Here is a 22,755-nt window from a genome sequence, read left to right as displayed (position 1 = left end):
TATTATGAACTCGGTTTTTATCGTCGACGACCACCCCGTTGTCCGCCTGGCCATCAGGATATTGTTGGAACAAGAAGATTGTTATGAAATAGTCGGGGAAACCGATAACGGTGTCGACGCGATGCAAATGGTCCGCGAATGCATGCCGGACCTGGTGATCCTCGATATCAGTATCCCCAAACTCGACGGCCTGGAGGTGCTGGCCCGCTTCAATGCAATGAATTCGCCGCTCAAGACCCTGGTGCTGACGGCGCAGACGCCCAACCTGTTCGCCATGCGCTGCATGCAGTCCGGCGCCTCGGGTTATGTCTGCAAGGCCGAAGACTTGAGCGAGTTGCTGAGTGCGATCAAGGCGGTACTGTCCGGCTACAATTACTTCCCAAGCCAGGCGTTGATCGGTGCTCGAAAAGAGGGGCCGGAAAATCCGGAGATCGAACTCTTCAAACTCGTCAATGATCGGGAACTGATGGTCCTGCAATTGTTTGCCCAGGGCCGGACCAACAAGGAAATCGCCAAGGGTATGTTTCTCAGCAACAAGACCGTCAGTACCTACAAGAAAAGACTTATGCAAAAACTCAAGGCCAAATCCCTGGTAGAGCTTATCGAGATGGCCAAACGCAACGCGGTAGTGTGAGAAAACCAATGCCCATGCGCATAAAGGACTATCTGATGGTGATCACAGGCTTGTGCCTGTGCCTGTCAGCGCTTGCAGAGACCCCGGGTATCACCCACTTCTCATTACTCAGCCGTTCAAGCGCCAGCCACATGGAGGTCGTGCTGGACAAGGAGCAACGGCGCTGGGTCGAGGACAAGCGCGAGCTGGTGCTCGGCACCTCCGCTCCGGATTACCCGCCTTTCGACATGACCGTCAGCGGCCATGACTATGAAGGCATCACCGCCGACTACGCCGGTATCCTGGCCAAGGCCCTGGGCCTGCCGATCAAGGTGCAGAGCTTTGCCACCCGCGAAGCCGCCATCAGTGCCCTCGAACAAGGCCGAATCGACCTGCTCGGCAGCGCCAACGGCTTCGAGGCGGTGAACAAGAACATCGCGCTGTCGACCCCCTACGCCATCGACCAGCCGGTGCTGGTCACCCGTGAAAACGAAACCCGCGCCCTGAGCGATGGCCTGGCGGGCATGCGCCTGAGCATGGTCTACCACTACCTGCCACTGGACGAGATCAAGAGCCTTTATCCCAACGCCACGCTGCAGTTCTACCCGTCCTACCTGAACGCGCTCAACGCCGTGGCGTTCGACCAGGCCGACGTGTTTCTCGGCGACACCATCTCGACCCACTACCTGATCAACAAGGGCTATTTGCGCAATGTGAAAATGGCCAACTTCGGCAAGCACGAGGCCTACGGCTTCAGCTTTGCCGTGCGCGGTGACAACGCCGCCCTGCTGGGCGCCGTCAACGCCACCCTGAAAGCGATCCCCACCAGCGAGCGCGAGAGTATCGCCCACCGCTGGAGCGCCGGCAGCGACATCCTGCTGACCGACCACAAGCTGCAACTGACCGCGCGCGAAGAACGCTGGATCAAGGAGCACCCGGTGGTCCGCGTGGTGGTCAACGAAGCCCTGGCGCCGATCACCTTCTTCGACGCCGACAACAGCTTCCGTGGCGTCACCGCCGACCTGCTGGAACTGATCCGCCTGCGCACCGGCCTGCGTTTCGACGTGCAGCGCTCGCGCAGCCTGGACGACATGATCAACCGGATCAAAAACAACCAGGCCGACATTATCGCCGCCGTCAGCCCGACCAATGAACGCGAGAACATCCTGCATTTCAGCCGGCCGTACATGGAGAACTCGTTCGTGCTGCTGACGGCCAAGGGCCGCGACAGCGTCAACAACCTCGACCAGATGCAGGGCCGGCGCCTGGCGGTGATCCGCGGCAACCCGCTGATCGACTACCTGCGCAGCGATTTCCCGGAGATCAAGCTGATTGAAACCGACGACAGCCTCAAGGCGGTCGAACTGCTCGCCCAGGGCCAGGCGGAAGGCGCGGTGAGTTCACTGGTGATCGCCAACTACCTGATCGCTTCGCAAACCTTCGACGACAAGCTGCAGATCAGCGCGACCATCGGCACCCAGCAGGCGATCTTCGCCCTGGCCACCGCCCGTGGGGCCACGGAGCTGGGCTCGATTCTCGACAAGGCGCTGCTGAGCATCGCCCCGGACGAACTGGGCATCATCAACAGTCGCTGGCGCGGCTACACACCATCGTCCGAGAGCTACTGGCGCAACTACCATCGGCTGATCCTGCAGATCGTCATGGGGGCCGGCGCGCTGCTGCTGCTCTCGCTGGGCTGGAACGCCTACATGCGCCGGCAGATCCGACAACGGCAACTGGCCGAGCGGGCCCTGAGCGACCAGTTCGAATTCATGCGCGCGCTGGTCAACGGCACCCCGCACCCGATCTATGTGCGTGATCGCGAAGGCTTGTTGCAGACCTGCAACGACAGCTACCTGCAAGCCTTCTCGACCAAGCTCGAGGATGTGATCGGCAAGCGGGTCATGGACGCCTACCAGGGCAACGCCTTCGAGGCCCGGGAATACCAGGCCGACTACCAGCGGGTGATGGACGAAGGCACGGCGCAGATCTGCGACCGCACCCTGCATATCGGCGACCGCCGGATGACCATCTATCACTGGATCCTGCCCTACCGTAACTCCCTGGGCGAGGTGCAGGGCATCATCGGCGGCTGGATCGACATCAGCGAACGCCGCGAACTGTTCGAAGAACTGCGCGCGGCCAAGGACCAGGCCGACAGCGCCAACCGGGCCAAGAGCACCTTCCTGGCAACCATGAGCCACGAAATCCGCACGCCGATGAACGCGGTGATCGGCATGCTCGAACTGACCCTCAAGCGCGCGGACCAGGGCCACCTCGATCGCCCCGCCATCGAAGTCGCCTACAACTCGGCCAAGGACCTGCTGGAACTGATCGGCGATATCCTCGATATCGCCCGCATCGAGTCCGGTCGCCTGAGCCTGTCCCCCGAGCGGGTCAACCTCGGCGAACTGGTGGAATCGGTGGTCCGGGTCTTCGATGGCCTGGCACGGCAGAAGCAACTGGACCTGGTGGTGCAGCTGCCTGAACGCCAGGACATCGGCGACATCCTGATCGATCCCCTGCGCTTCAAGCAGATCCTGTCCAACCTGATCAGCAATGCCATCAAGTTCACCGAGCAGGGCCAGGTCACCATCTCGTTGCAGATGCAGCCCACCGCGGTGGCGCAACGGACGAACATGACCCTGACCGTCCAGGACAGCGGCATCGGCATCAGCGCCGCCGATCAGGCCCGGCTGTTCGAGCCCTTTGTACAGGCCGACAACTCCGGCCACCTGGCCCGTAGCGGCGCCGGCCTGGGCCTGGTGATCTGCCGCAGCCTGTGCGAAATGATGGGTGGCACCCTGAGCCTGTCCAGCGTGCCGGGCGAAGGCACCCGAGTGGTGGTGGCCCTGGAACTGGACTGCCTCGAAGCCACTCAAGGCACCGCCCGGCGCGATCCGGAACTGACCCCGGCGCTGCAGGCGCTGAATGTCCTGGTGGTGGACGACCACCCGGCCAACCGCCTGTTGATGTGCCAGCAACTGGGCTTTCTCGGCCACTCGTTCAGCACCGCACAGAATGGTGCAACCGGTTTGCAGGCCTGGAAAGACGGGCATTTCGACCTGGTGATCGTCGACTGCAACATGCCCGTCCTGAACGGCTACGAGATGACCCGCCGCCTGCGCGAACATGAAGCCCGCCATGACCTCCCGGCCTGCACGGTGTTCGGTTTCACCGCCAACGCCCAGCCCGAGGAACGCACCCGCTGCAAGGAAGCCGGCATGAACGACTGCCTGTTCAAGCCCATCAGCCTGACCACCCTCAACCAGAAACTCGCCGACGTCACGCCGCGCCCGCGTCCGAGCCAGGCCGCCTTCAGCCTCGACGGCCTGCACGCCCTGACCGGGGGCGAGCCGCTGCTGATGCGTCGCTTGATCGACGAGCTGCTGAGCAGTTGCCAGGCGGACCGCGAGGAACTGCTCGGACTGCCCATCAGCGGTGACCTGGTACCCCTCATCGACATGGCCCACAAGATCAAGGGCGCGGCGCGGATCGCCCAGGCCAACGCGTTGGTGGAACACTGCGAAATCCTGGAAAAACAATGCCAGGAGGACGCTCCGAGGCCGCAGATCGAAAGCGCCCGGCAGGCGATTGTGCAGGCCTTGCTCGAACTCGAAACGGCCTTGCGCGAGCACACCGGCCCGCCGCCTGAAAAAATGCCCGGCCAGGAGCACACCTGACAGCGGACATTGGCTATCCTTGGGCGCTGAGCACGGCCCCATCACCCAGGGAGATCAGCGATGCCCCGTCCCATGCAACGCGAAAGACGCCGGCTGGCGCTGCACGTGCACATCAGTATCCTGTTCACCTGCCTGCTGCTGCTGACCGGCACCCTGCTGGGGCTGTTCAACTACCGGCAAACCACGCAGATCATTCTCGCCAGCAGCGAAAAAATCTTCGGCAGGGTCCGCGACGATGTACAGCTGGATCTGCTGCACACCTACCAGCCGATTCGTCATCTGCTGAGCCTGCTGGCCATCGACGATCGCACCCAGGCCCTTACGCTTGGGCAACGGCTGGCACTGCTCAAGCCCTTCACCCAGGCCCTGAACGACAACCCGAACCTGGCATCGCTGTACCTCGGTTACGCCGATGGCGACTTCTTCATGGTCCGGCCGCTGCGCGACAGCGCCCTGCGCGCCTATTTCAAGGCACCGGAGAACGCCGCCTTCCAGGTCTGGAGTATCGAGCGCGACCCCGGCGTCGCGGGGGTCAAGTCCGAATCATTGTTCTACGACGCGGCCCTGCAACTGATCAGCCGCCAGGACAATCACCGCGAAGCCTACGATCCCCGCGTACGCTCCTGGTTCAACAGCGCCCTGAAGGACAGCGACCAGATCACCACCGCGCCCTACCTGTTTTTCTCCACCCACAATGTCGGCACCACCCTCGCCCGGCGCGGCAGCGCCAACGTGGTGATCGCCGCCGACCTGACCCTGGCGGATCTTTCCGCGACCCTGGACAAACACAAGGTCACGCCCTCGACCGAAATCGTCCTGTTCGATGAACACGACAATGCCGTGGCCTATCCCGACTACGCCCGGCTGATCGGCCACAGCAGCGACGCACGGTTGCCCCGGGTCCAGGATCTGAGCCCGATCCTGCAACGCTTCATGGAACCGGGCAGCAGCACCGAGCACCACCTGGACAGCGCGCAACGGCAATGGATAGTCGCCCGTACGCAACTCGCCGAAGGCGGGCCCAAGGGCCTGCAACTGGCCCTGCTGGTTCCGGAAGACGAACTCTTGGCGGACGCCTACCGGATCCGCTGGCAAGGCGCGCTGATCACCCTGGCCACCCTGCTGCTGTGCCTGCCCCTGGGCTGGCTGACGTCCAGGCTGCTGGTCAAGCCGCTGCACACCCTGGTACAGGAGGCCGATGCGATTCGCAGCTTCAACTTCAACCACCCGGCGACACCGCGCTCGCCGGTGCTGGAAGTCGACCGGCTGGCGACCTCGATGATCCGAATGAAGCAGACCCTGGCGAGCTTCTTCGAAATCGCCTCCAGCCTCTCGGCGCAAACCCGCTTCGATCCCCTGCTGCAACGGGTGCTCGAGGAAACGCTGAAAATCGCCCAGGCCCGCGCCGGGCTGATCTACCTGCTGGACAGCGACAGCCGCCAGCTGGAAGCCCATGCCCTGATCATCGATGGTGTCCAGCAGGATCCCCGGCACTTCGATATCCGCGGTGCAGCCGAGGCTGACGAACAGCGCCCGGACTGGCTCAAGGCACTGGACCGGCAGGACAACGTGGTCGCCACCCTCGGCTTCGAGCAGGCGGCCGACTTGCAAAAGGTCATGCTCGCCCTGGAGAGCCCGCGGATTCACCTGATCGGCATCCGCTTGCACAACCGCCATGGCGAAACCGTCGGCGTCCTCGCCCTGCTGCTGCCCGACAGTGGCACCGAGACCGATATGGAGAACCTGCAGCCGGACCGCATCGCCTTTATCAGCGCCATTTCCGGCACCGCGGCCGCCTGCATCGAAAGCCAGCGCCTGCAAGCCCGGCAGAAACAACTGCTGGACGCGTTCATCCAGTTATTGGCCGGCGCCATCGATGCCAAGAGTCCTTACACCGGCGGCCACTGCCAACGGGTGCCGGTGCTGACGCTGATGATCGCCGAGGCCGCCGCGGCCAGCCAGACACCGGCGTTCAAAGGCTACCAACCCAGCGAAGACGAATGGGAGGCGCTGCATGTCGCTGCCTGGCTGCATGACTGCGGCAAGGTCACCACTCCCGAATACGTGGTCGACAAGGCCACCAAGCTGGAAACCCTGTACGACCGCATTCACGAAATACGCACCCGCTTCGAAGTGCTCAAGCGCGATGCCTGGGTCGACTATTGGCAAGGCCGGGCGCTGGGTGGCGACGAAGCCGACTTGGGCCGGGCGCGCGACGCCAGCCTGACGGCCCTGGACGAGGACTTCGCCTTTGTCGCCCACTGCAACCTGGGCGGCGAGGCCATGGCCGAAGCCGACCTGGAACACCTGCAGCGGATTGCCCAACGCACCTGGACCCGCACGCTGGACGATCGTCTCGGGGTGTCCTGGGAAGAAAAGCTCCGCCAGGAACGCAGCCCCGCCGCGCCCCTGCCGGCCACCGAAGCGCTGCTGGCGGACAAGCCCGAGCATCTGTTCGAACGCAACGAGGCCGAACTGATCCCCGCCGACAATCGCTGGGGCTTTCAGCTCGACGTGCCGCCCTACAAGTTCAATCGGGGGGAGTTGTACAACCTGAGCATTACCCGCGGCACGCTGACCCGCGAAGAGCGCTACATCATCAACCATCACATGGTGCAGACCATCCTGATGCTCGATCAACTGCCGTTTCCCGGGCACCTGACCGCCGTGCCGGAGATCGCCGGCGGCCACCACGAGAAAATGGACGGCACCGGTTACCCCAAGCGCCTGAAGCGCGAACAGATGAGCCTGCCGGCGCGGATGATGGCGATTGCCGATATCTTCGAGGCGCTGACCGCCGCCGATCGCCCGTACAAAAAGGGCAAGACCCTGAGCGAAGCGCTGGGCATCATGGCCGGCATGTGCCGCGACGCCCATATCGACCCGCAATTGTTCGAGCTGTTTATCCGTGAGGAAATCTACCTGGCGTACGCCCGGCAACACGTCCTGCCCCAGCAGATCGACACGGTGGATGCCGAGTCGCTGCTGGAAAAGGCCGGTCTGGGCGCCTGAGTCGCCTCAGCAGTCGGTCAGGCGCAGGAAGATCGCTGCCAGGTGTTCGATCCCGGCCTGGTCTTCGAGGGTGAAGCGGGCCAGGCTCGGGCTGTCCAGGTCGAGCACGCCGATCAGGCGGCCGTCCTTGACCAGTGGCACCACCAGCTCGCTGTTCGAGGCGCTGTCGCAGGCGATATGCCCGGCAAACGTATGCACGTCTTCGACCCGCTGGGTTTCCCGGGTGGCCGCGGCGGTGCCGCAGACGCCCCGGCCGAAGGGGATGCGCACGCAGGCGATCTGCCCCTGGAACGGCCCAAGGACCAGTTCCTCATGGCGATTGAGGTAGAAACCGGCCCAATTCAGGTCATCCAGCTGATTGAACAGGAAGGCCGAGAACTGCGCGGCATTGGCGATGAAATCCCGCTCGTCCGCCAGCAACGATTCCAGCTGTGCGTGCAACAGACCATAGCCCTCGAGGCCGGCCCCGGTGTTCTGCAAATCGATCATGGTGCCTGCTCCAACAACTTCAAACCCACCCAATAACGCGCAAACTGATAGGCGCAGCGACCGTTGCGATTGCCGCGTCCGGTGGCCCAGCGCACCGCCTGGATATCCAGCGCCTCGTCGCGCTGCCAGGCCAGGCCGGCCTTGAGCGCCAACTCGCCGATCCAGTGTTCGACAACGCTGAGGAAGTGCTCCTGGGTAAAGGGATAGAACGACAGCCACAGGCCGAAACGATCGGACAGGGCAATCTTGTCCTCCACCGCTTCGCTGGGGTGCAGCTCGCCGTCGACGCGCTTCCAGTTTTCGTTGTCGCTCTCTTTCTCGGGCACCAGGTGCCGGCGGTTCGAGGTGGCGTAGAGCAGGACATTGTCCGGGGCCTGTTCAAGGGAACCGTCGAGCACACTCTTGAGCACACGGTAGTCGCCTTCACCGGCCTCGAAGGACAGGTCATCGCAGAACAGCACGAAACGCTGGGGCAGCTTTTGCAACTGCTCCACCACCCGCGGCAGGTCGGCCAGGTGATCGCGCTCGATCTCGATCAGGCGCAAACCGGCCTTGGCATGTTCGGCGAGCAAGGCGCGCACCAACGAGGACTTGCCGGTGCCGCGCGACCCCCAGAGCAAGGCATGGTTGGCGGGCAGGCCATCGAGGAACTGGCGGGTGTTGCGCGCCAGTTGCTCGCGTTGCTTGTCGACGCCGATCAGGTCGGACAAACGCATGTCCAGGCTGACCTCCAGCGGCAACAGATAACCGCTGCGCCCTTCGCGCTGCCAGCGGGCCGCCAGGCAGCCGTTCCAGTCGATGGCCTGGCGCGGTGCCGGCAACAGGGGTTCAAGACGGGCGAGCACCGCATCGGCACGCTCAAGAAAGGCATTCAATCGAGAATCCACGACGTTTCCTCAGGCAAGTTCATACGATGATGTCGCGTTGGCGCCGCCGGGCGCCTGCAAGCTCTGGCAGACTGCACACCGCGCGTATCGAATCCCCCACTGCCGGTGCACGCATCGAATCAGCTATGCTTGCCGGGCTAAGGGAAAGGAAAGTGGTACACCACCCCATGGATATAAAGTTCACCCACCGCTTGTCCTACAAACAAGCCCGGTTGACGGTGCTGGTCGGCTTCATTCTGGGAACACTGCTCAGTCTGCTGCAAATCGGCATCGATTATGCCAGCGAAAGCGCCTCGATCAACCGTGAAATCCTTTCCCTGCTGGAAATCAGCCACAACCCGGCATCGAGGATCGCCTACAACATCGACGCCGAACTGGCGCAGGAACTGGCCCTTGGCCTGCTGCACTCGCCGGCGGTGCTGCGCGCGCAGTTGATCGACAACAACAATATGGTCCTGGCCAGCGTCGAGCGACCGCGCCAGGAAGGCAGCTATCGGATGATCAGCGATTGGCTGTTCGGCTCTGATCGCACCTTCGAAGACCGGCTTTATCTCAGCCATCTGCCAGACGAATCCCTGGGCACCCTGCACCTTGATATCGACACCTACACCTTCGGTATCCGCTTCCTGCATCGGGCCGAGATCACCCTGCTCAACGGTTTTGTCCGCAGCCTGATCCTCACCATCATCCTTCTCGTGCTGTTCTATACGATGCTGACCAAACCCCTGGTGCGGGTGATCGAGGCGCTCAGCAGCAGCACCCCGGGCCAGTCGAAACAGGCGCGCCTGGCCTTTCCCCCCGGCCATGAACACGATGAAATCGGCGTACTGGTCAAGGTCGCCAACCAGCAATTCGAAAACATGGGCACCGAGATCCAGCAGCGGCGCAGCGCCGAAAACCGCCTGACCGACTACCTCGGCCAGTTGGAGAATATCGTCTCGGCGCGCACCACCGAACTCAAGGCCAGCAACGCGCGGCTGAGCCAGTCCAACGAAGAACTGGAAGTGGCGCGCCGCACGGCCCTGGACATGGCCCAGGCCCGTTCGGCGTTCCTGGCCAACATGAGCCATGAAATCCGCACGCCCCTGAACGGCCTGCTGGGCATGATCGCCCTGTCCCTGGACAGCCAGCTGAACGCCGAGCAACGCCAGCAATTGTCGATTGCCCACGACTCCGGCAAGGTGCTGGTGGAGTTGCTCAACGATATCCTCGACCTGTCGAAATTCGACGCCGGCCAGTTGGAGCTGGAACGCATCCCCTTCGACCTCGGCGCCCTGGTCGAGGACACCGCCAACCTGCTCTCGCAAAACGCCGCCCCCAGCGTCGAACTGGCCTGCCTGATCGACCCGCAATTCCCGGCCCTGGTGTTGGGCGACCCGACGCGGGTGCGGCAGATCGTCAGCAACCTGTTGTCCAACGCGTTGAAGTTCACCCGCTTCGGCCGCGTCGATGTGCGCCTGAGTGCTCGCGACAACGGCGTGCGCATCGAAGTCTGCGACACCGGCATCGGCATCGCCCAGGAGGCCCAGGCCAAGATCTTCCAGCCCTTCACCCAGGCCGGCGCCGGCATTACCCGCCAGTACGGCGGCACCGGCCTGGGGCTGACCCTGACCTACAACCTGTGCGAGGCCATGAAAGGCAGCCTGACGATCAATTCCGAAGTCGGTTTCGGCAGCCAGTTCTGTGCCGAACTGCCCTTGCCCGGGCACACGCCGGCCGCGACACCGCGACGCCTCACCGGCAAGGTCATCGCCGTGACGTCGAGCACCAGCGGCCTGAGCGAATTGCTCAGCCACCAATTGCCGGTCTGGGGCCTGGACTACCAGCGCTACGGGCTGGACGACAGCCTGGCGGGGGTCAGCCCCGACCTGTTGATCACCGACTGCCCGGAATGCCTGTTCGGCCTGCGGCCAGCGATCAGCGCGCCGATCCTGCTGGTCACCGCCTATGGCAACTTCATGCCCACCGAACAGGCCAACGCCCTCACCCCGCTGCAGCAACAGGCCCGGCCGCTGGCGCGCAACGCGCTGTACCAGACACTGGCGCGCATCCTGCTGCCCGATGACCCGGCCGAGCTGAACGTGCAGCCGCGGGACAACCAGCCGCTACGCCGGGCCCGGATCCTGTTGGTGGAGGACAATCCGGTCAATCAGCTGGTGGCCAAGGGCATGCTCGGCAAGCTCGGCTGCGAAGTAACGGTGGCCGCCCATGGCGGCGAGGCGCTGAGCCAACTGGAACAGCAGGTGTTCGACCTGGTGCTGATGGATTGCAATATGCCCGTCATGGACGGCTACGAAGCCAGTCGGCAGATTCGCCGCAGCGGGCGCTGGCCGAACCTGCCGATCGTGGCGCTGACGGCCAACGCCATGCCCGAGGAACGTGAACGCTGCCGGGCCGCGGGCATGAGCGACTACCTGGCCAAGCCCTTCCGCCGAGAAGAGCTGATCGCCCTGCTCGAACAGTGGGTACCGGCTACAACGGCTTGAGTTGGGTCAGTAACTGGTCGAGACCGTCGCGCAGTTCATCCAGCCGGGTCAGATCGAGACCACTGTCGCAAAGCAGGCGTGCCTTGATCGGCAGCACCTGCGCGCGCAGAGCCACTCCGGCGGGACTCAGGCTCAGGTGCACTTCACGCTCGTCGAGGGCCGAACGCCGGCGCTGCACCAAGGCCATCTGCTCAAGGCGCTTGAGCAGTGGCGTCAGCGTCCCCGAGTCCAGCAGCAGGCGCTCACCGAGGGCCTTGACCGTCGGTTGCGCCGGTGCGCCGTCATGCCACTCCCACAGCACCAGCATCGCCAGGTACTGCGGATAGGTCAGGCCCAACTGTTCCAGCATCGGCTTGTAGCCCCGAATCACTGCCCGTGAAGCGGCGTAGAGCTTGAAGCAGAGCTGGGAGTCAAGGCTCAGCGAATCGCTGGACAGGTCGTTCATTTAAGCAGGGCTTCGATCTCGCGGGTGAGGTTCTCGGGCTTGGTGGTGGGCGCGAAACGCTTCACCAGACGGCCGTCCTTGCCGATCAGGAACTTGGTGAAGTTCCACTTGATGCCCTGGGACCAGAGCAACCCCGGCGCGCGTTTCTTCAACTGGACGAACAGCGGGTGGGCGCCGTCGCCGTTGACGTCGATCTTCTTGAACAGCGGGAAACTGACGCCGTAGTTCAGCTCGCAGAACTCGGAAATCGCCCCTTCGTTACCCGGCTCCTGCTTGCCGAACTGGTTGCAGGGGAAACCGAGGACGACCAGCCCCTGGTCCTTGTAGGACTGCCAGAGTTGCTCAAGCCCTTTGTACTGAGGGGTAAAACCGCATTTGCTGGCGGTGTTGACCACCAGGATCGCCTTGCCGGCGAAGTCGCCCAGGGTCTTTTGCTCACCCTTGATGGTGGTGCAAGGGATGTTCAGCAGGTTATCGCTCATGACAGTTCCTCCAATGAATGTCGAACAAGATAGCGAGCAATTGAATTGCACACAATTTAATAACCGGGGTGGATGGAGCTTTATAAGCCACGACCACACAGACTCCCCCGCCGGGCTTGGCGCGGGCCCTGAATTCCGGGACACCGCGCAAGAACCGGACTCAGCCCCGCGGCACCAGATCCAGGCACACGGAGTTGATGCAGTAGCGCAAACCGGTCGGCGGCGGACCGTCGGGAAACACATGGCCCAGGTGCGCGTCGCATTTGGCGCAGACCACTTCGGTGCGGATCATGCCGTGGCTGATATCGCGGATCTCGACCATCGCGCTGTCGCCGATGGGCTGGTAGAAGCTCGGCCAGCCGCAGCCGGAGTCGAACTTGGCGCGGGAATCGAACAGCGGCTCATTGCAGCAGATGCAGTGATAGACCCCATCGGTCCTGGTGCCGTTGTATTTGCCGGAAAACGGCCGCTCCGTGCCTTTGAGCCGGCACACGTTGTACTGCTCCGGGTCGAGCATGGCGCGCCATTCGTCCAGGGTTTTTTCCAACTTTTCCATCGTCACACCTCGGCGGCTGAAAAACCCCGATCTGTATCTTTTCCACGGATCGGGTGGCACGTATGATTGCGCCTCGTCAAACGCCAGTCTGGCACCCGCGTCCGACGCATTCAAACGGATTTTCCAAGCCGGCGGCCGGGGACCATGGGACGAGGTGAAAACGCAGTATTGCCATAGCGGCCTCGACGAGACCGCCTGGATCGTCCATTTTCAGGATTACATCGCCATGCAGGTCAGCAAATCGAACAAGCTCGCCAACGTCTGCTACGACATTCGCGGCCCGGTGCTCAAGCACGCCAAACGCCTGGAAGAGGAAGGCCATCGCATCCTCAAGCTGAACATCGGCAACCCGGCGCCCTTCGGTTTCGAAGCCCCGGACGAAATCCTCCTGGACGTGATCCGCAACCTGCCGACCGCACAGGGCTACAGTGACTCCAAGGGGTTGTACAGCGCCCGCAAGGCGGTCATGCAGTACTACCAGCAGAAGCAGGTCGAAGGTGTCGGCATCGAAGACATCTACCTGGGCAATGGCGTGTCCGAACTGATCGTGATGTCCATGCAGGCCCTGCTCAACAATGGCGACGAAGTACTGATCCCGGCACCGGACTACCCGCTGTGGACCGCCGCCGTGAGCCTGGCCGGCGGCAACCCGGTGCACTACCTGTGCGACGAACAGGCCAACTGGTGGCCGGACCTGGCCGATATCAAGGCCAAGATCACCCCCAATACCAAGGCCCTGGTGATCATCAACCCGAACAATCCGACGGGCGCGGTGTATTCCAAGGAGGTGCTGCTGGGCATGCTCGAACTGGCCCGCCAGCACAACCTCGTGGTTTTTTCCGACGAGATCTACGACAAGATCCTCTACGACGATGCCGTACACGTCTGCACCGCATCCCTGGCGCCGGACCTGCTGTGCCTGACCTTCAACGGCCTGTCCAAGTCCTACCGGGTCGCGGGCTTCCGCTCCGGCTGGGTGGCGATCTCCGGTCCCAAGCACAATGCCCAGAGCTATATCGAAGGCATCGACATCCTGGCCAACATGCGCCTGTGCGCCAACGTGCCGAGCCAGCACGCGATCCAGACCGCCCTCGGCGGCTACCAGAGCATCAACGACCTGGTGCTGCCGGCCGGTCGCCTGCTGGAACAACGCAACCGCACCTGGGAACTGCTCAACGACATTCCCGGCGTCAGCTGCGTGAAACCCATGGGCGCGCTCTACGCCTTCCCGCGGATCGACCCGAAAGTCTGCCCGATTCTCAACGACGAGAAGTTCGTCCTCGACCTGCTGATCTCGGAAAAGCTGCTGGTGGTCCAGGGCACCGCGTTCAACTGGCCATGGCCCGATCACTTCCGCGTGGTCACCCTGCCACGGGTGGATGACCTGGAACAGGCCATCGGGCGCATCGGTTCGTTCCTGAAAACCTACCGCCAGTAATTTCCTACACTTTCCTGCGACTCATCCGAGAGTCGCAGGAAAGCGCTTTGCCCCCATTTCTTTTTGTATGTCTTTGCGTCAGCATGCCGCCGGCCAGGGAACCTCTCTCATTGCCAGCACATCCCCCGGTTTCAAAGGGGCGTGCGGCGTTGCAACGCCTCGAAAACCCAAGCCCTCCATTAGGAAATGACTGGCAAGCGGCTAGAATCAAGCTGTAGGACACAGTTTGAAATAGTCACCCGGTTGAATAGGTCGCAGCTGCACCTTATATACCCCGCATGACGCTACATCTTTAGCTGAGGAGAAACTTTCAACCATGATGCGCATCCTGCTGTTCTTGGCCACTAACCTGGCGGTCGTGCTGATTGCCAGCATCACCCTGAGCCTTTTCGGCTTCAACGGGTTCATGGCGGCCAACGGGGTTGATCTCAACCTCAATCAGCTGCTGGTCTTCTGTGCGGTCTTTGGTTTCGCGGGTTCGCTGTTCTCGTTGTTCATCTCCAAGTGGATGGCGAAGATGAGCACCGGCACCCAGCTCATCACCCAGCCTCGTACCCGCCATGAGCAGTGGCTGCTGCAAACCGTCGAGCAACTGTCCCGCGACGCCGGGATCAAGATGCCCGAGGTGGGTATCTTCCCGGCCTACGAGGCAAACGCCTTCGCCACCGGCTGGAACAAGAACGACGCGCTGGTCGCGGTCAGCCAGGGCCTGCTGGAACGCTTCTCGCCCGATGAAGTGAAGGCCGTGCTGGCCCACGAGATCGGCCACGTGGCCAATGGCGACATGGTCACCCTGGCGCTGATACAGGGCGTGGTGAACACCTTCGTGATGTTCTTTGCACGGATCATCGGCAACTTCGTCGACAAGGTCATCTTCAAGAACGAAGAGGGCCAGGGTATCGCCTACTACGTGGCGACCATCTTCGCCGAACTGGTCCTGGGTTTCCTGGCCAGCGCCATCGTCATGTGGTTCTCGCGCAAGCGTGAATTCCGCGCCGACGAAGCCGGTGCCAGCCTGGCCGGTACCGCCGCGATGATCGGCGCCCTGCAACGCCTGCGCTCCGAACAGGGCCTGCCGGTGCACATGCCGGATACCCTGAACGCCTTCGGTATCAACGGCGGCCTGAAACAGGGCCTGGCGAAGATGTTCATGAGCCACCCGCCGCTGGAAGAGCGTATCGAAGCCCTGCGTCGTCGCGGCTGATCAGACCTCACAGGCACAACGCAAAGGGCGACGAAAGTCGCCCTTTTGCATTTCCCGCCCCTGATTACAAAACCTTCTCCAGCCGGTAAACCCGCTCATCAAGCCGGGTCACACCAGCTTGGAGAAACTTCCAGCTCTCGCCAAGCACATCCTGTTCATCCTCCACCTGAAGCTGCCACTGCGGCTCCAGCAAGCGCCGGACCTCGCCATCGAGCAAGGCGAACGGCGGCCCGTCGAGCTGGGTCTGATCGTAGTCGAGGGTGATCAACAAGCCCTGGGTGCCCGCCGCCAGTATCCCGCTCAAATGCGCCGCATAACGCTCGCGCATTGGCGGTGGCAAGGCGATCAGCGCCGCCCGGTCATACAGCCCCACACAGTCGGCCACGTCGGCGGCCGTCAAGGCGAAGAAGTCTCCACACCAGAGTTCCAGCGGACCCGCCTCATAGACCATGAACTCACCCTGCCGGCGTATCAGCGGCTTGAGCTGCTGCTCGGCAAAAAACGCCTCCACGGCCTTCTCCGACAACTCCACCCCCAAGACGCGCAGGCCCTGGGCCGCCAACCAGGCCAGATCGAGGCTCTTGCCACACAAGGGCACCAGCACCCGCGCCTCTATCGGCAGCGCCAGGTCGGGCCAGAAGCGCTGTAGATGGGGGTTGACCTGCTCCAGGTGAAAGCCGATCTGATTGTGTTCCCAACGCTTGTGCCAAAATTCCGGTTGCATAGGTTCACCCTGAAAATTCGATCAAAAAGCACTAAAACTTATATTAGATTTAGATCAATGATCTGATTGAAGATGGCGTCATCTTAAACTTGACGCTCAGGACTTTCATTATGCTCCCCAGCCTGTTCATCTCCCACGGTTCACCCATGCTGGCCCTGGACCCCGGCGCCAGCGGCCCGGCCCTGGCCCGCCTGGCGGCCGAGCTGCCGCGACCGAAGGCCATCGTCATCGTCTCGGCCCACTGGGAAAGCCAGGACCTGCGGGTCAGCAGCAATCCGCAGCCGGAAACCTGGCACGACTTCGGTGGTTTTCCACGGGAACTGTTCGCCGTGCAGTACCCGGCACCCGGCGAACCGCAGTTGGCCGCCGAGATTGTCGCCCTGCTCAACGCCGACGGCCTGGCCGCCCGCCTCGATGACCAGCGCCCATTCGACCATGGGGTCTGGGTGCCCCTGTCGCTGATGTACCCGCAAGCCGATATCCCGGTGGTCCAGGTGTCCTTGCCAAGCCGCATGGGCCCTGCCTTGCAAACCCGTATCGGGCATGCCCTCAGCGGCCTGCGGGCCCAGGGCATCCTGCTGATCGGCTCCGGCAGCATTACCCATAACCTCGGAGAACTGGACTGGCATGCCGGCCCCGACAGCATCGAGCCGTGGGCCAAGGCCTTCCGCGACTGGATGGTCGACAAACTCGCTGCCGATGACGAAGCCGCCCTGCACGACTACCGCAAACAGGCGCCCTACGCCGTGCGCAGCCACCCCAGTGACGAGCACCTGCTGCCGTTGTATTTCGCCCGTGGCGCCGGTGGCCAGATGAGCATCGCCCACAAGGGGTTCACCATGGGCGCGCTGGGCATGGACATCTATCGCTTCGCCTGACCCCACCAATCCCCTGTAGGAGCGAGCTTGCTCGCGATAATGGCTCAGGCACCGCGGGGTATCAGACGCCCCGCGTTATCGTTGACGCCCATCGCGAGCAAGCTCGCTCCTACAGCAGGCAAAAAAAATCCCCGAACCAGTCGGGGATTTTTTTATCGATCAATCAACCCGGGGGTTGATCAATCTTCGCGGTAGCGACGCAGCTTGAGCTGCTTGCCAGCCACACGGGTGTCCTTCAGCTTGGTCAGCAGACGCTCCAGACCATCTTCCGGCAGTTCCACCAGGCTGAAGCTGTCACGCACCTGGATGCGACCGATCGCTTCACGGGCCAGGCCACCTTCGTTGAGGATGGCACCCAGCAGGTTCTTGGCGGCGATACCGTCACGCGCACCCAGCGCGGTACGGCAGCGGGCACGGCCTTCGGCCAATGGCACCGGGGCACGACGCTCACGATCGCTACGCTCGGGACGGTCACCGGAACGCTCCGGACGATCGCCACGTGGCGCGTTGTTCGGCACCAGCGGACGCTCTTTCTCGATCGCCGCCAGGGTCAGCGCCTGGCCATTGGTGGCCTTGCGCAGCAGGGCCGCGGCCAGGGCACGCGGGCTGCAACCGATATCGGCGGTCAGGCGATCCAGCAGTTCGCCGTGGGTCGATTCAGCATCGGCTACCAGTGGCGACAGGCTGTTGGTCAGTTTCTTGATGCGCGCATCGAGAACGGCCTGGGCATCCGGCAGGCGGACTTCGGCAACTTTCTGACCGGTTACACGCTCGATCACTTGCAGCATGCGGCGCTCACGTGGAGTCACCAGCAACAGCGCACGACCTTCGCGACCGGCACGGCCGGTACGGCCGATACGGTGAACGTAGGACTCAGGATCGTACGGCATGTCGACGTTGAATACGTGAGTGATGCGCGGAACGTCCAGGCCACGAGCAGCAACGTCGGTCGCCACAACGATGTCCAGACGGCCATCCTTGAGGGAGTCGATCACGCGCTCACGCTGGTTCTGGGCGATGTCACCGTTCAGCGCAGCGGCTTTGTAGCCTTTGGCTTCCAGGGCACTGGCCAGGTCCAGGGTCGCTTGCTTGGTGCGCACGAACATGATCAGGGCGTCGAAATCCTCGACTTCCAGCAGGCTCAGCACAGCCGAGGTCTTCTGGTCGGCGTGAACCAACAGGTGAGCCTGTTCGATCGCGGTCACGGTCTGGGTCTTGGTCTGGATCTTGACGTGTTGCGGATCGCGCAGGTGGCGTTCGGCAATGGCGCGGATCGACTGCGGCAGGGTCGCCGAGAACAAAACGGTCTGGCGGGTTGCCGGCAAGGCCTTGAAGATGACTTCCAGGTCGTCCATGAAGCCGAGCTTGAGCATTTCGTCCGCTTCATCGAGAACCAGGTGGTTCACGGTGGCCAGGACTTTTTCGTCACGACGCAGGTGGTCGCACAGACGGCCCGGAGTGGCGACAACAATCTGTGCGCCATTACGGATTGCTTTCAGTTGTGGGCCCATGGGCGCGCCGCCGTAAACGGCCACAACGGTAACGCCCGGCATTTGCTTGGCGTAGGTTTCGAAAGCGGTTGCTACTTGCAACGCCAACTCACGGGTTGGCGCCAGGATCAGGGCTTGCGGTTCGCGCTTAGCAGGATCGATGCGATGCAGGATCGGCAGGGCGAACGCAGCGGTTTTACCCGTACCGGTTTGCGCCTGGCCAATCATGTCGTGGCCGGCCATGATGATCGGGATCGATTGCTGCTGGATAGCCGAAGGCTCTTCGTAGCCAGTCGCGGTGACGGCTGCAAGAATATTCGGATTAAGATTAAAAGCGGCGAAGCCGCCGATTTCCTGGGTCATGGGTCTGCCTCTAAGTGCATCCGCAAAGACCCATGCTCCAAAGCTGCGCATGCCTTGTAAGACTCTGAGAGTCACCCTGGCAGCTTTGTCGGCGGGGATTTGCGAAAACGATTGAATGAAAGAATCGTCAAGGATAGTCCGCATGGCGGACAGCAGCCGAAGCTGACTTCGGGGAATTGCATTACCTAAACGCGGCCCGGTTAAAGGCCGGCGCGCACTATACCGGAATTGGCGAAAAAAGGGAGATTTATTTATCTCGAAATATCGCTGCACGCCTCTCTATGGCGGGCTTTGCGGATAACCGAGGGAAGGTTTGCCTCTGGCTCACCTTGCCGGGCGGGCCTGGCGACTTAAACGGTTCACTCGTCGGGAATATGTCCGCCAGGATTGCTCAAGCGTTCGGCGATCTCCAGAACACGGCAAAACCTGTAGGAGCCGGGCTTGCCCGCGAAGGCGTCCTTGAGGGCGCCAAAAGCTTCGCGGGCAAGCCCTGCTCCTACAGGTCGGTGTCGTTCTTCAGATTTTCGCGGCAAACAGCGCCTGATGCGCACGACACTGCTCGGCGGTCAGCATGAACACGCCATGCCCGCCCCGCTCGAAGTCCAGCCAGGCAAAATCCACCTCGGGGTACAACGCCTCGACATGCACCTGGCTGTTGCCGACCTCGACAATCAGCAGGCCCTTCTCGGTCAGATGATCCGCCGCCTCGGCCAGCATCCGTCGCACCAGGTTCAGGCCGTCTTCGCCGCAGGCCAGGCCCAGCTCGGGCTCGTGCTGGTATTCCTCCGGCATGTCGGCAAAGTCCTCGGCATCCACATAAGGAGGATTGGAGACGATCAGGTCGAAACGCTGACCGGGCAGACCATCGAAGCCATCACCCTGGACCGTGAACACCCGCTCATCGACACCATGGCGCTCGATATTCTGGTTGGCCACTTCCAGCGCTTCGAAAGACAGGTCGGCCAACACCACTTCCGCCTGCTGGAACTCATAGGCACAGGCGATGCCGATGCAGCCGGAGCCGGTGCACAGGTCGAGAATCCGCGCCGGCTCATTCGCCAGCCAGGGAGCAAAGTGGCCTTCGATCAACTCGCCGATCGGCGAACGCGGAATCAACACCCGCTCATCGACGATAAACGACATGCCGCAGAACCACGCCTCACCCAACAGGTAAGCAGTGGGCACACGGTCTTCGATGCGGCGCTTGAGCAAGTGCTGCAAACGGCTCAGTTCGTCGTCTTCCAGGCGGCAGTCGAGATAGCTATCGGCAATTTCCCAAGGCAGGTGCAAGGCCCCCAGCACCAATTGACGCGCCTCGTCCCAGGCATTGTCGGTGCCATGGCCGAAAAACAGATCCGCGCCATGAAAGCGGCTGACAGCCCAACGAATATGGTCGCGCAGCGTGCGCAGGCGGGAATTGATCACGGGGAGGCTCCTGAAAAAAACGACGGGGGATTCTAACAGTCAAACCAGCACCGGGTGAAAATAAGGCAAAAAGACATCATCGAGCGCGGTTTCGCACGCCGGCAAACAACCCTTGACACGGCTACAGCCCAATAACCACGCCGCCTGCACGGGTTGCGATTCACATACGCGCTCAGCCGGAGGACAATGCGGTAAAAGCCCCACTCAAAGGAGCCCCGAATGTCCGTTCCAAAGACGATGTTTCAACTCAGCGGTCGTGGTTATGCAGCCGCCAATCTGAGCCATGCCAGCCTGTTGATCATCGACGCCCAGAAAGAATATCTCAGTGGCCCGCTGGCCTTGTCCGGCATGGACGCTGCCGTCGACAATATCAAGCAACTGGTTGCCGCCGCCCGCCAGGCCGGACGGCCTATCGTGCATATCCGTCACCTGGGCACCGTGGGCGGTCTGTTCGATCCCCAGGGCGAGCGCGGTGAGTTCATTCCGGGGCTGGAACCCCAGGGCGACGAAACCCTGATCGGCAAGCTGCTGCCCAGCGCCTTTCACGGCACGGGCCTGGAGAAGCACCTGCAGGAACTCGGCTCCCTGGACCTGATCGTCTGCGGCTTCATGAGCCACTCCAGCGTCAGCACCACGGTGCGCGCGGCCAAGAACCTGGGCTTCCGCTGCACCCTGGTGGAAGATGCCTGCGCGACCCGCGACCTGCCCTACAAGGATGAAATCATCAGCGCCGCCCAGGTCCAGCGCACCGAGATGGCGATCATGGCGGACAATTTCGCCACCCTGGCGCAGACCAAAGACCTGATCGGCTAGCGGCGGCGATGGGTTGTCCTGGCGACCGCCCATCCATTAGTCCTGTCAATTGCGTCTCATTTTCCGATTTCCCGGACACATCAGGAACAAGCCGACCATCTCCCGGTCGAAGGGCCGATACTCATAGAGGAAATCGGAATGAAGATATCCGATGGTTTTGACGCTCGCCGCCTGCGTCCCCGGGGCCAGAGCACCTGGGGCTCGCGTTTGAGCGCTGCCATTGCGGCGCTGTTGGCCACCTTCGGGGTGTTGCTGGTGATGGCCGGGGCGGCCAGCCTGCTCGGCCATGCGCCGGCACTCGGGGATTTGAATGCCACGCCGACCGGTTCGGCGGTGGCCTTGGGCGTGGGCGTGCTGACGCTCTGGTTCGGGGTCTGGCTGTGGCGCCGCAGCCGTCGTCGGATGCGCAGCCGCCATGGACTGAACATCGCCCCCCACCTGATGAAAAAGCACGACTGATCAAGCACCTGCGCGCAATCGACTGTGACGACACCCGGGGGACTTGGGTAAACTGCCAGGCCCTGCGGAGGCTGACATGCAAGACGACGACTTTTCCCTGTTCAAAAGCGAGATCCGTGGCGTCAAGCCGATCAAGCATGACCGTGCCGACACCGGCAAGCCCAAGTCCGACCGTGCGCAACTGGCCAAGCTGCGCCAGGCGGCCACGGTGCGGGTGCAGGACACCGCGGTGGACGGGCTGTCCGACCAGTTCGTCATCGACGTCGGTCCCGAAGACGACCTGCACTGGGCCCGTGACGGGGTCCAGGAAAGCCAGATGCGCAAGCTCAAGATCGGCCAGATCCCCTTCGAAGGCAGTCTCGACCTGCACGGCATGAGTGTGGAAAAAGCCCGGGAAACCCTCTGGGCGTTTCTTGCCGAGGCGACCAAATTCGAAATCCGCTGCGTGCGCGTCACCCACGGCAAGGCCGTACGCCTGGACGGCAAGCGCCCGATGATCAAGAGCCACGTCAACACCTGGCTCCGTCAGCACGCCCAGGTCCTGGGGTTCACCTCCTGCCAGCCCAAGCATGGCGGCGCGGGCGCGGTGTATGTGATGCTGAAACGAACCATGATGGAAGGTCGCGACGAGTAACCGAACCGTCATCGAATTTGCAGGCGGCTGCCAGCCGCCGTATCCTTGCTCTTTGCGTAAACTCCCACAGGTAGCTTCATGTCCCTGGAACAGAATTACACCGCGATCCTCGGCCAACTCGGCGAGGACGTCTCCCGCGAAGGTCTGCTCGACACGCCCAAGCGCGCCGCCAAAGCCATGCAGTACCTTTGCCGCGGTTACGAACAGACCCTGGAAGAAGTCACCAACGGTGCCTTGTTCAGCTCCGACAACAGCGAAATGGTGCTGGTCAAGGACATCGAGCTCTACTCGTTGTGCGAACACCACCTGCTGCCCTTTATCGGCAAGGCCCACGTGGCCTACATCCCGAGCGGCAAGGTGCTGGGCCTGTCCAAGGTCGCGCGTATCGTCGACATGTACGCCCGGCGCCTGCAGATCCAGGAAAACCTCAGCCGCCAGATCGCCGACGCGGTCCAGCAGGTGACCGGGGCCCTGGGTGTCGCGGTGGTGATCGAAGCCAAGCACATGTGCATGATGATGCGCGGTGTGGAGAAACAGAATTCGTCGATGATCACCTCGGTGATGCTCGGCGAGTTCCGCGAAAACGCCGCGACCCGCAGCGAGTTCCTGGCGCTGATCAAGTAAGATCGGGCGACATGAAAAAACCGGCACTCATCAGACTGTGTGAAAACCTA

Annotated in this window: 19 protein-coding genes; 11 read left to right on the top strand and 8 right to left on the bottom strand. The window is 62.5% G+C overall.

The features are described 5' to 3' along the window. Positions 1-4: 4 nt before the first annotated feature. The 3 genes from HX830_RS23905 to HX830_RS23895 are packed head-to-tail and all read left to right on the top strand — an operon-like array spanning position 5 to position 7,308. Positions 5-634, top strand: coding sequence for a response regulator transcription factor (locus HX830_RS23905; protein ID WP_040064687.1), 630 nt, complete (start codon positions 5-7; stop codon positions 632-634). Positions 635-642: 8 nt separating this feature from the next. Then, positions 643-4,296, top strand: coding sequence for a transporter substrate-binding domain-containing protein (locus tag HX830_RS23900; RefSeq protein ID WP_177102998.1), 3,654 nt, complete (start codon positions 643-645; stop codon positions 4,294-4,296). A gap of 60 nt (positions 4,297-4,356) precedes the next feature. Then, positions 4,357-7,308, top strand: a complete 2,952-nt coding sequence (locus HX830_RS23895; RefSeq protein ID WP_177102996.1) for an HD domain-containing phosphohydrolase — start codon at positions 4,357-4,359, stop codon at positions 7,306-7,308. 6 nt (positions 7,309-7,314) lie between these two features. Here HX830_RS23895 and HX830_RS23890 read toward each other — a convergent pair whose 3' ends face one another. Both HX830_RS23890 and HX830_RS23885 read right to left on the bottom strand, forming a co-directional pair. After that, positions 7,315-7,797, bottom strand: a complete 483-nt coding sequence (locus HX830_RS23890) for a GAF domain-containing protein (RefSeq protein WP_103499309.1) — start codon at positions 7,795-7,797, stop codon at positions 7,315-7,317. Then, positions 7,794-8,684 carry an ATP-binding protein gene (locus HX830_RS23885; RefSeq protein ID WP_103499308.1) on the bottom strand — a complete coding sequence of 297 codons (891 nt, stop codon included), beginning with the start codon at positions 8,682-8,684 and terminating at the stop codon, positions 7,794-7,796. Before HX830_RS23885 ends, HX830_RS23890 begins: the two co-directional genes overlap by 4 nt. A 167-nt stretch (positions 8,685-8,851) precedes the next feature. Here HX830_RS23885 and HX830_RS23880 point away from each other — a divergent pair, with 167 nt between their 5' ends. Continuing rightward, positions 8,852-11,170, top strand: coding sequence for a hybrid sensor histidine kinase/response regulator (locus tag HX830_RS23880; protein ID WP_177102994.1), 2,319 nt, complete (start codon positions 8,852-8,854; stop codon positions 11,168-11,170). Here HX830_RS23880 and HX830_RS23875 read toward each other — a convergent pair. The 3 genes from HX830_RS23875 to msrB all read right to left on the bottom strand — a co-directional run bounded on the left by HX830_RS23875 (position 11,157) and on the right by msrB (position 12,653). Next, positions 11,157-11,615: a MarR family winged helix-turn-helix transcriptional regulator gene (locus HX830_RS23875; RefSeq protein ID WP_177102992.1), complete on the bottom strand. Its 459-nt coding sequence runs from the start codon at positions 11,613-11,615 to the stop codon at positions 11,157-11,159. The two genes, HX830_RS23880 and HX830_RS23875, sit on opposite strands and share 14 nt — an antisense overlap. Then, a complete protein-coding gene (locus tag HX830_RS23870; RefSeq protein ID WP_100940610.1) occupies positions 11,612-12,097 on the bottom strand; it encodes a glutathione peroxidase in 486 nt (161 codons plus the stop codon). The genes HX830_RS23875 and HX830_RS23870 overlap by 4 nt, the downstream gene beginning before the upstream one ends. Positions 12,098-12,257: 160 nt before the next feature. Continuing rightward, positions 12,258-12,653, bottom strand: a complete 396-nt coding sequence (msrB, locus tag HX830_RS23865) for a peptide-methionine (R)-S-oxide reductase MsrB (protein ID WP_103499305.1) — start codon at positions 12,651-12,653, stop codon at positions 12,258-12,260. Between the two features lie 226 nt (positions 12,654-12,879). Here msrB and HX830_RS23860 point away from each other — a divergent pair, with 226 nt between their 5' ends. Beyond that, on the top strand, positions 12,880-14,091 hold the full coding sequence (locus HX830_RS23860) for a pyridoxal phosphate-dependent aminotransferase (RefSeq protein WP_103499336.1): 1,212 nt from the start codon (positions 12,880-12,882) through the stop codon (positions 14,089-14,091). A gap of 316 nt (positions 14,092-14,407) precedes the next feature. Beyond that, positions 14,408-15,295 carry a protease HtpX gene (htpX, locus tag HX830_RS23855; protein ID WP_103499304.1) on the top strand — a complete coding sequence of 296 codons (888 nt, stop codon included), beginning with the start codon at positions 14,408-14,410 and terminating at the stop codon, positions 15,293-15,295. A gap of 64 nt (positions 15,296-15,359) precedes the next feature. On the opposite strand, the gene HX830_RS23850 is transcribed toward htpX, so the two are convergent. Next, positions 15,360-16,019, bottom strand: a complete 660-nt coding sequence (locus HX830_RS23850) for a thiopurine S-methyltransferase (RefSeq protein ID WP_177102990.1) — start codon at positions 16,017-16,019, stop codon at positions 15,360-15,362. Between the two features lie 110 nt (positions 16,020-16,129). Here HX830_RS23850 and HX830_RS23845 point away from each other — a divergent pair, with 110 nt between their 5' ends. Further along, positions 16,130-16,897 (top strand): DODA-type extradiol aromatic ring-opening family dioxygenase, encoded by a 768-nt coding sequence (locus HX830_RS23845; RefSeq protein ID WP_103499845.1) that lies wholly within the window; start codon positions 16,130-16,132, stop codon positions 16,895-16,897. 179 nt (positions 16,898-17,076) lie between these two features. Here HX830_RS23845 and HX830_RS23840 read toward each other — a convergent pair whose 3' ends face one another. Further along, entirely contained in the window at positions 17,077-18,750 is a 1,674-nt protein-coding gene (locus tag HX830_RS23840) for a DEAD/DEAH box helicase (protein ID WP_103499836.1), read from the bottom strand. A gap of 516 nt (positions 18,751-19,266) precedes the next feature. After that, entirely contained in the window at positions 19,267-20,175 is a 909-nt protein-coding gene (gene prmB / locus HX830_RS23835; protein WP_103498207.1) for a 50S ribosomal protein L3 N(5)-glutamine methyltransferase, read from the bottom strand. 219 nt (positions 20,176-20,394) lie between these two features. On the opposite strand from prmB, the gene HX830_RS23830 reads away from it, so the two are divergent. The 4 genes from HX830_RS23830 to folE all read left to right on the top strand — a co-directional run bounded on the left by HX830_RS23830 (position 20,395) and on the right by folE (position 22,705). Then, on the top strand, positions 20,395-20,988 hold the full coding sequence (locus HX830_RS23830) for a cysteine hydrolase family protein (protein ID WP_103498208.1): 594 nt from the start codon (positions 20,395-20,397) through the stop codon (positions 20,986-20,988). Between the two features lie 138 nt (positions 20,989-21,126). Then, complete coding sequence (locus HX830_RS23825) at positions 21,127-21,447, top strand: hypothetical protein (protein ID WP_103498209.1); 321 nt, start codon at positions 21,127-21,129, stop codon at positions 21,445-21,447. A 76-nt stretch (positions 21,448-21,523) separates the two neighbouring features. After that, positions 21,524-22,081, top strand: a complete 558-nt coding sequence (locus HX830_RS23820) for a Smr/MutS family protein (RefSeq protein WP_103498210.1) — start codon at positions 21,524-21,526, stop codon at positions 22,079-22,081. Positions 22,082-22,159: 78 nt separating this feature from the next. After that, positions 22,160-22,705 carry a GTP cyclohydrolase I FolE gene (gene folE / locus HX830_RS23815; RefSeq protein WP_017129709.1) on the top strand — a complete coding sequence of 182 codons (546 nt, stop codon included), beginning with the start codon at positions 22,160-22,162 and terminating at the stop codon, positions 22,703-22,705. The last annotated feature ends 50 nt before the right edge of the window (positions 22,706-22,755 follow it).

Source organism: Pseudomonas gingeri (genome assembly GCF_013385425.1).
Lineage (GTDB): Bacteria > Pseudomonadota > Gammaproteobacteria > Pseudomonadales > Pseudomonadaceae > Aquipseudomonas > Aquipseudomonas gingeri_D.
Note: the sequence above shows the minus strand (reverse complement) of the source record. Positions and strands in the feature narration are given on the sequence as shown.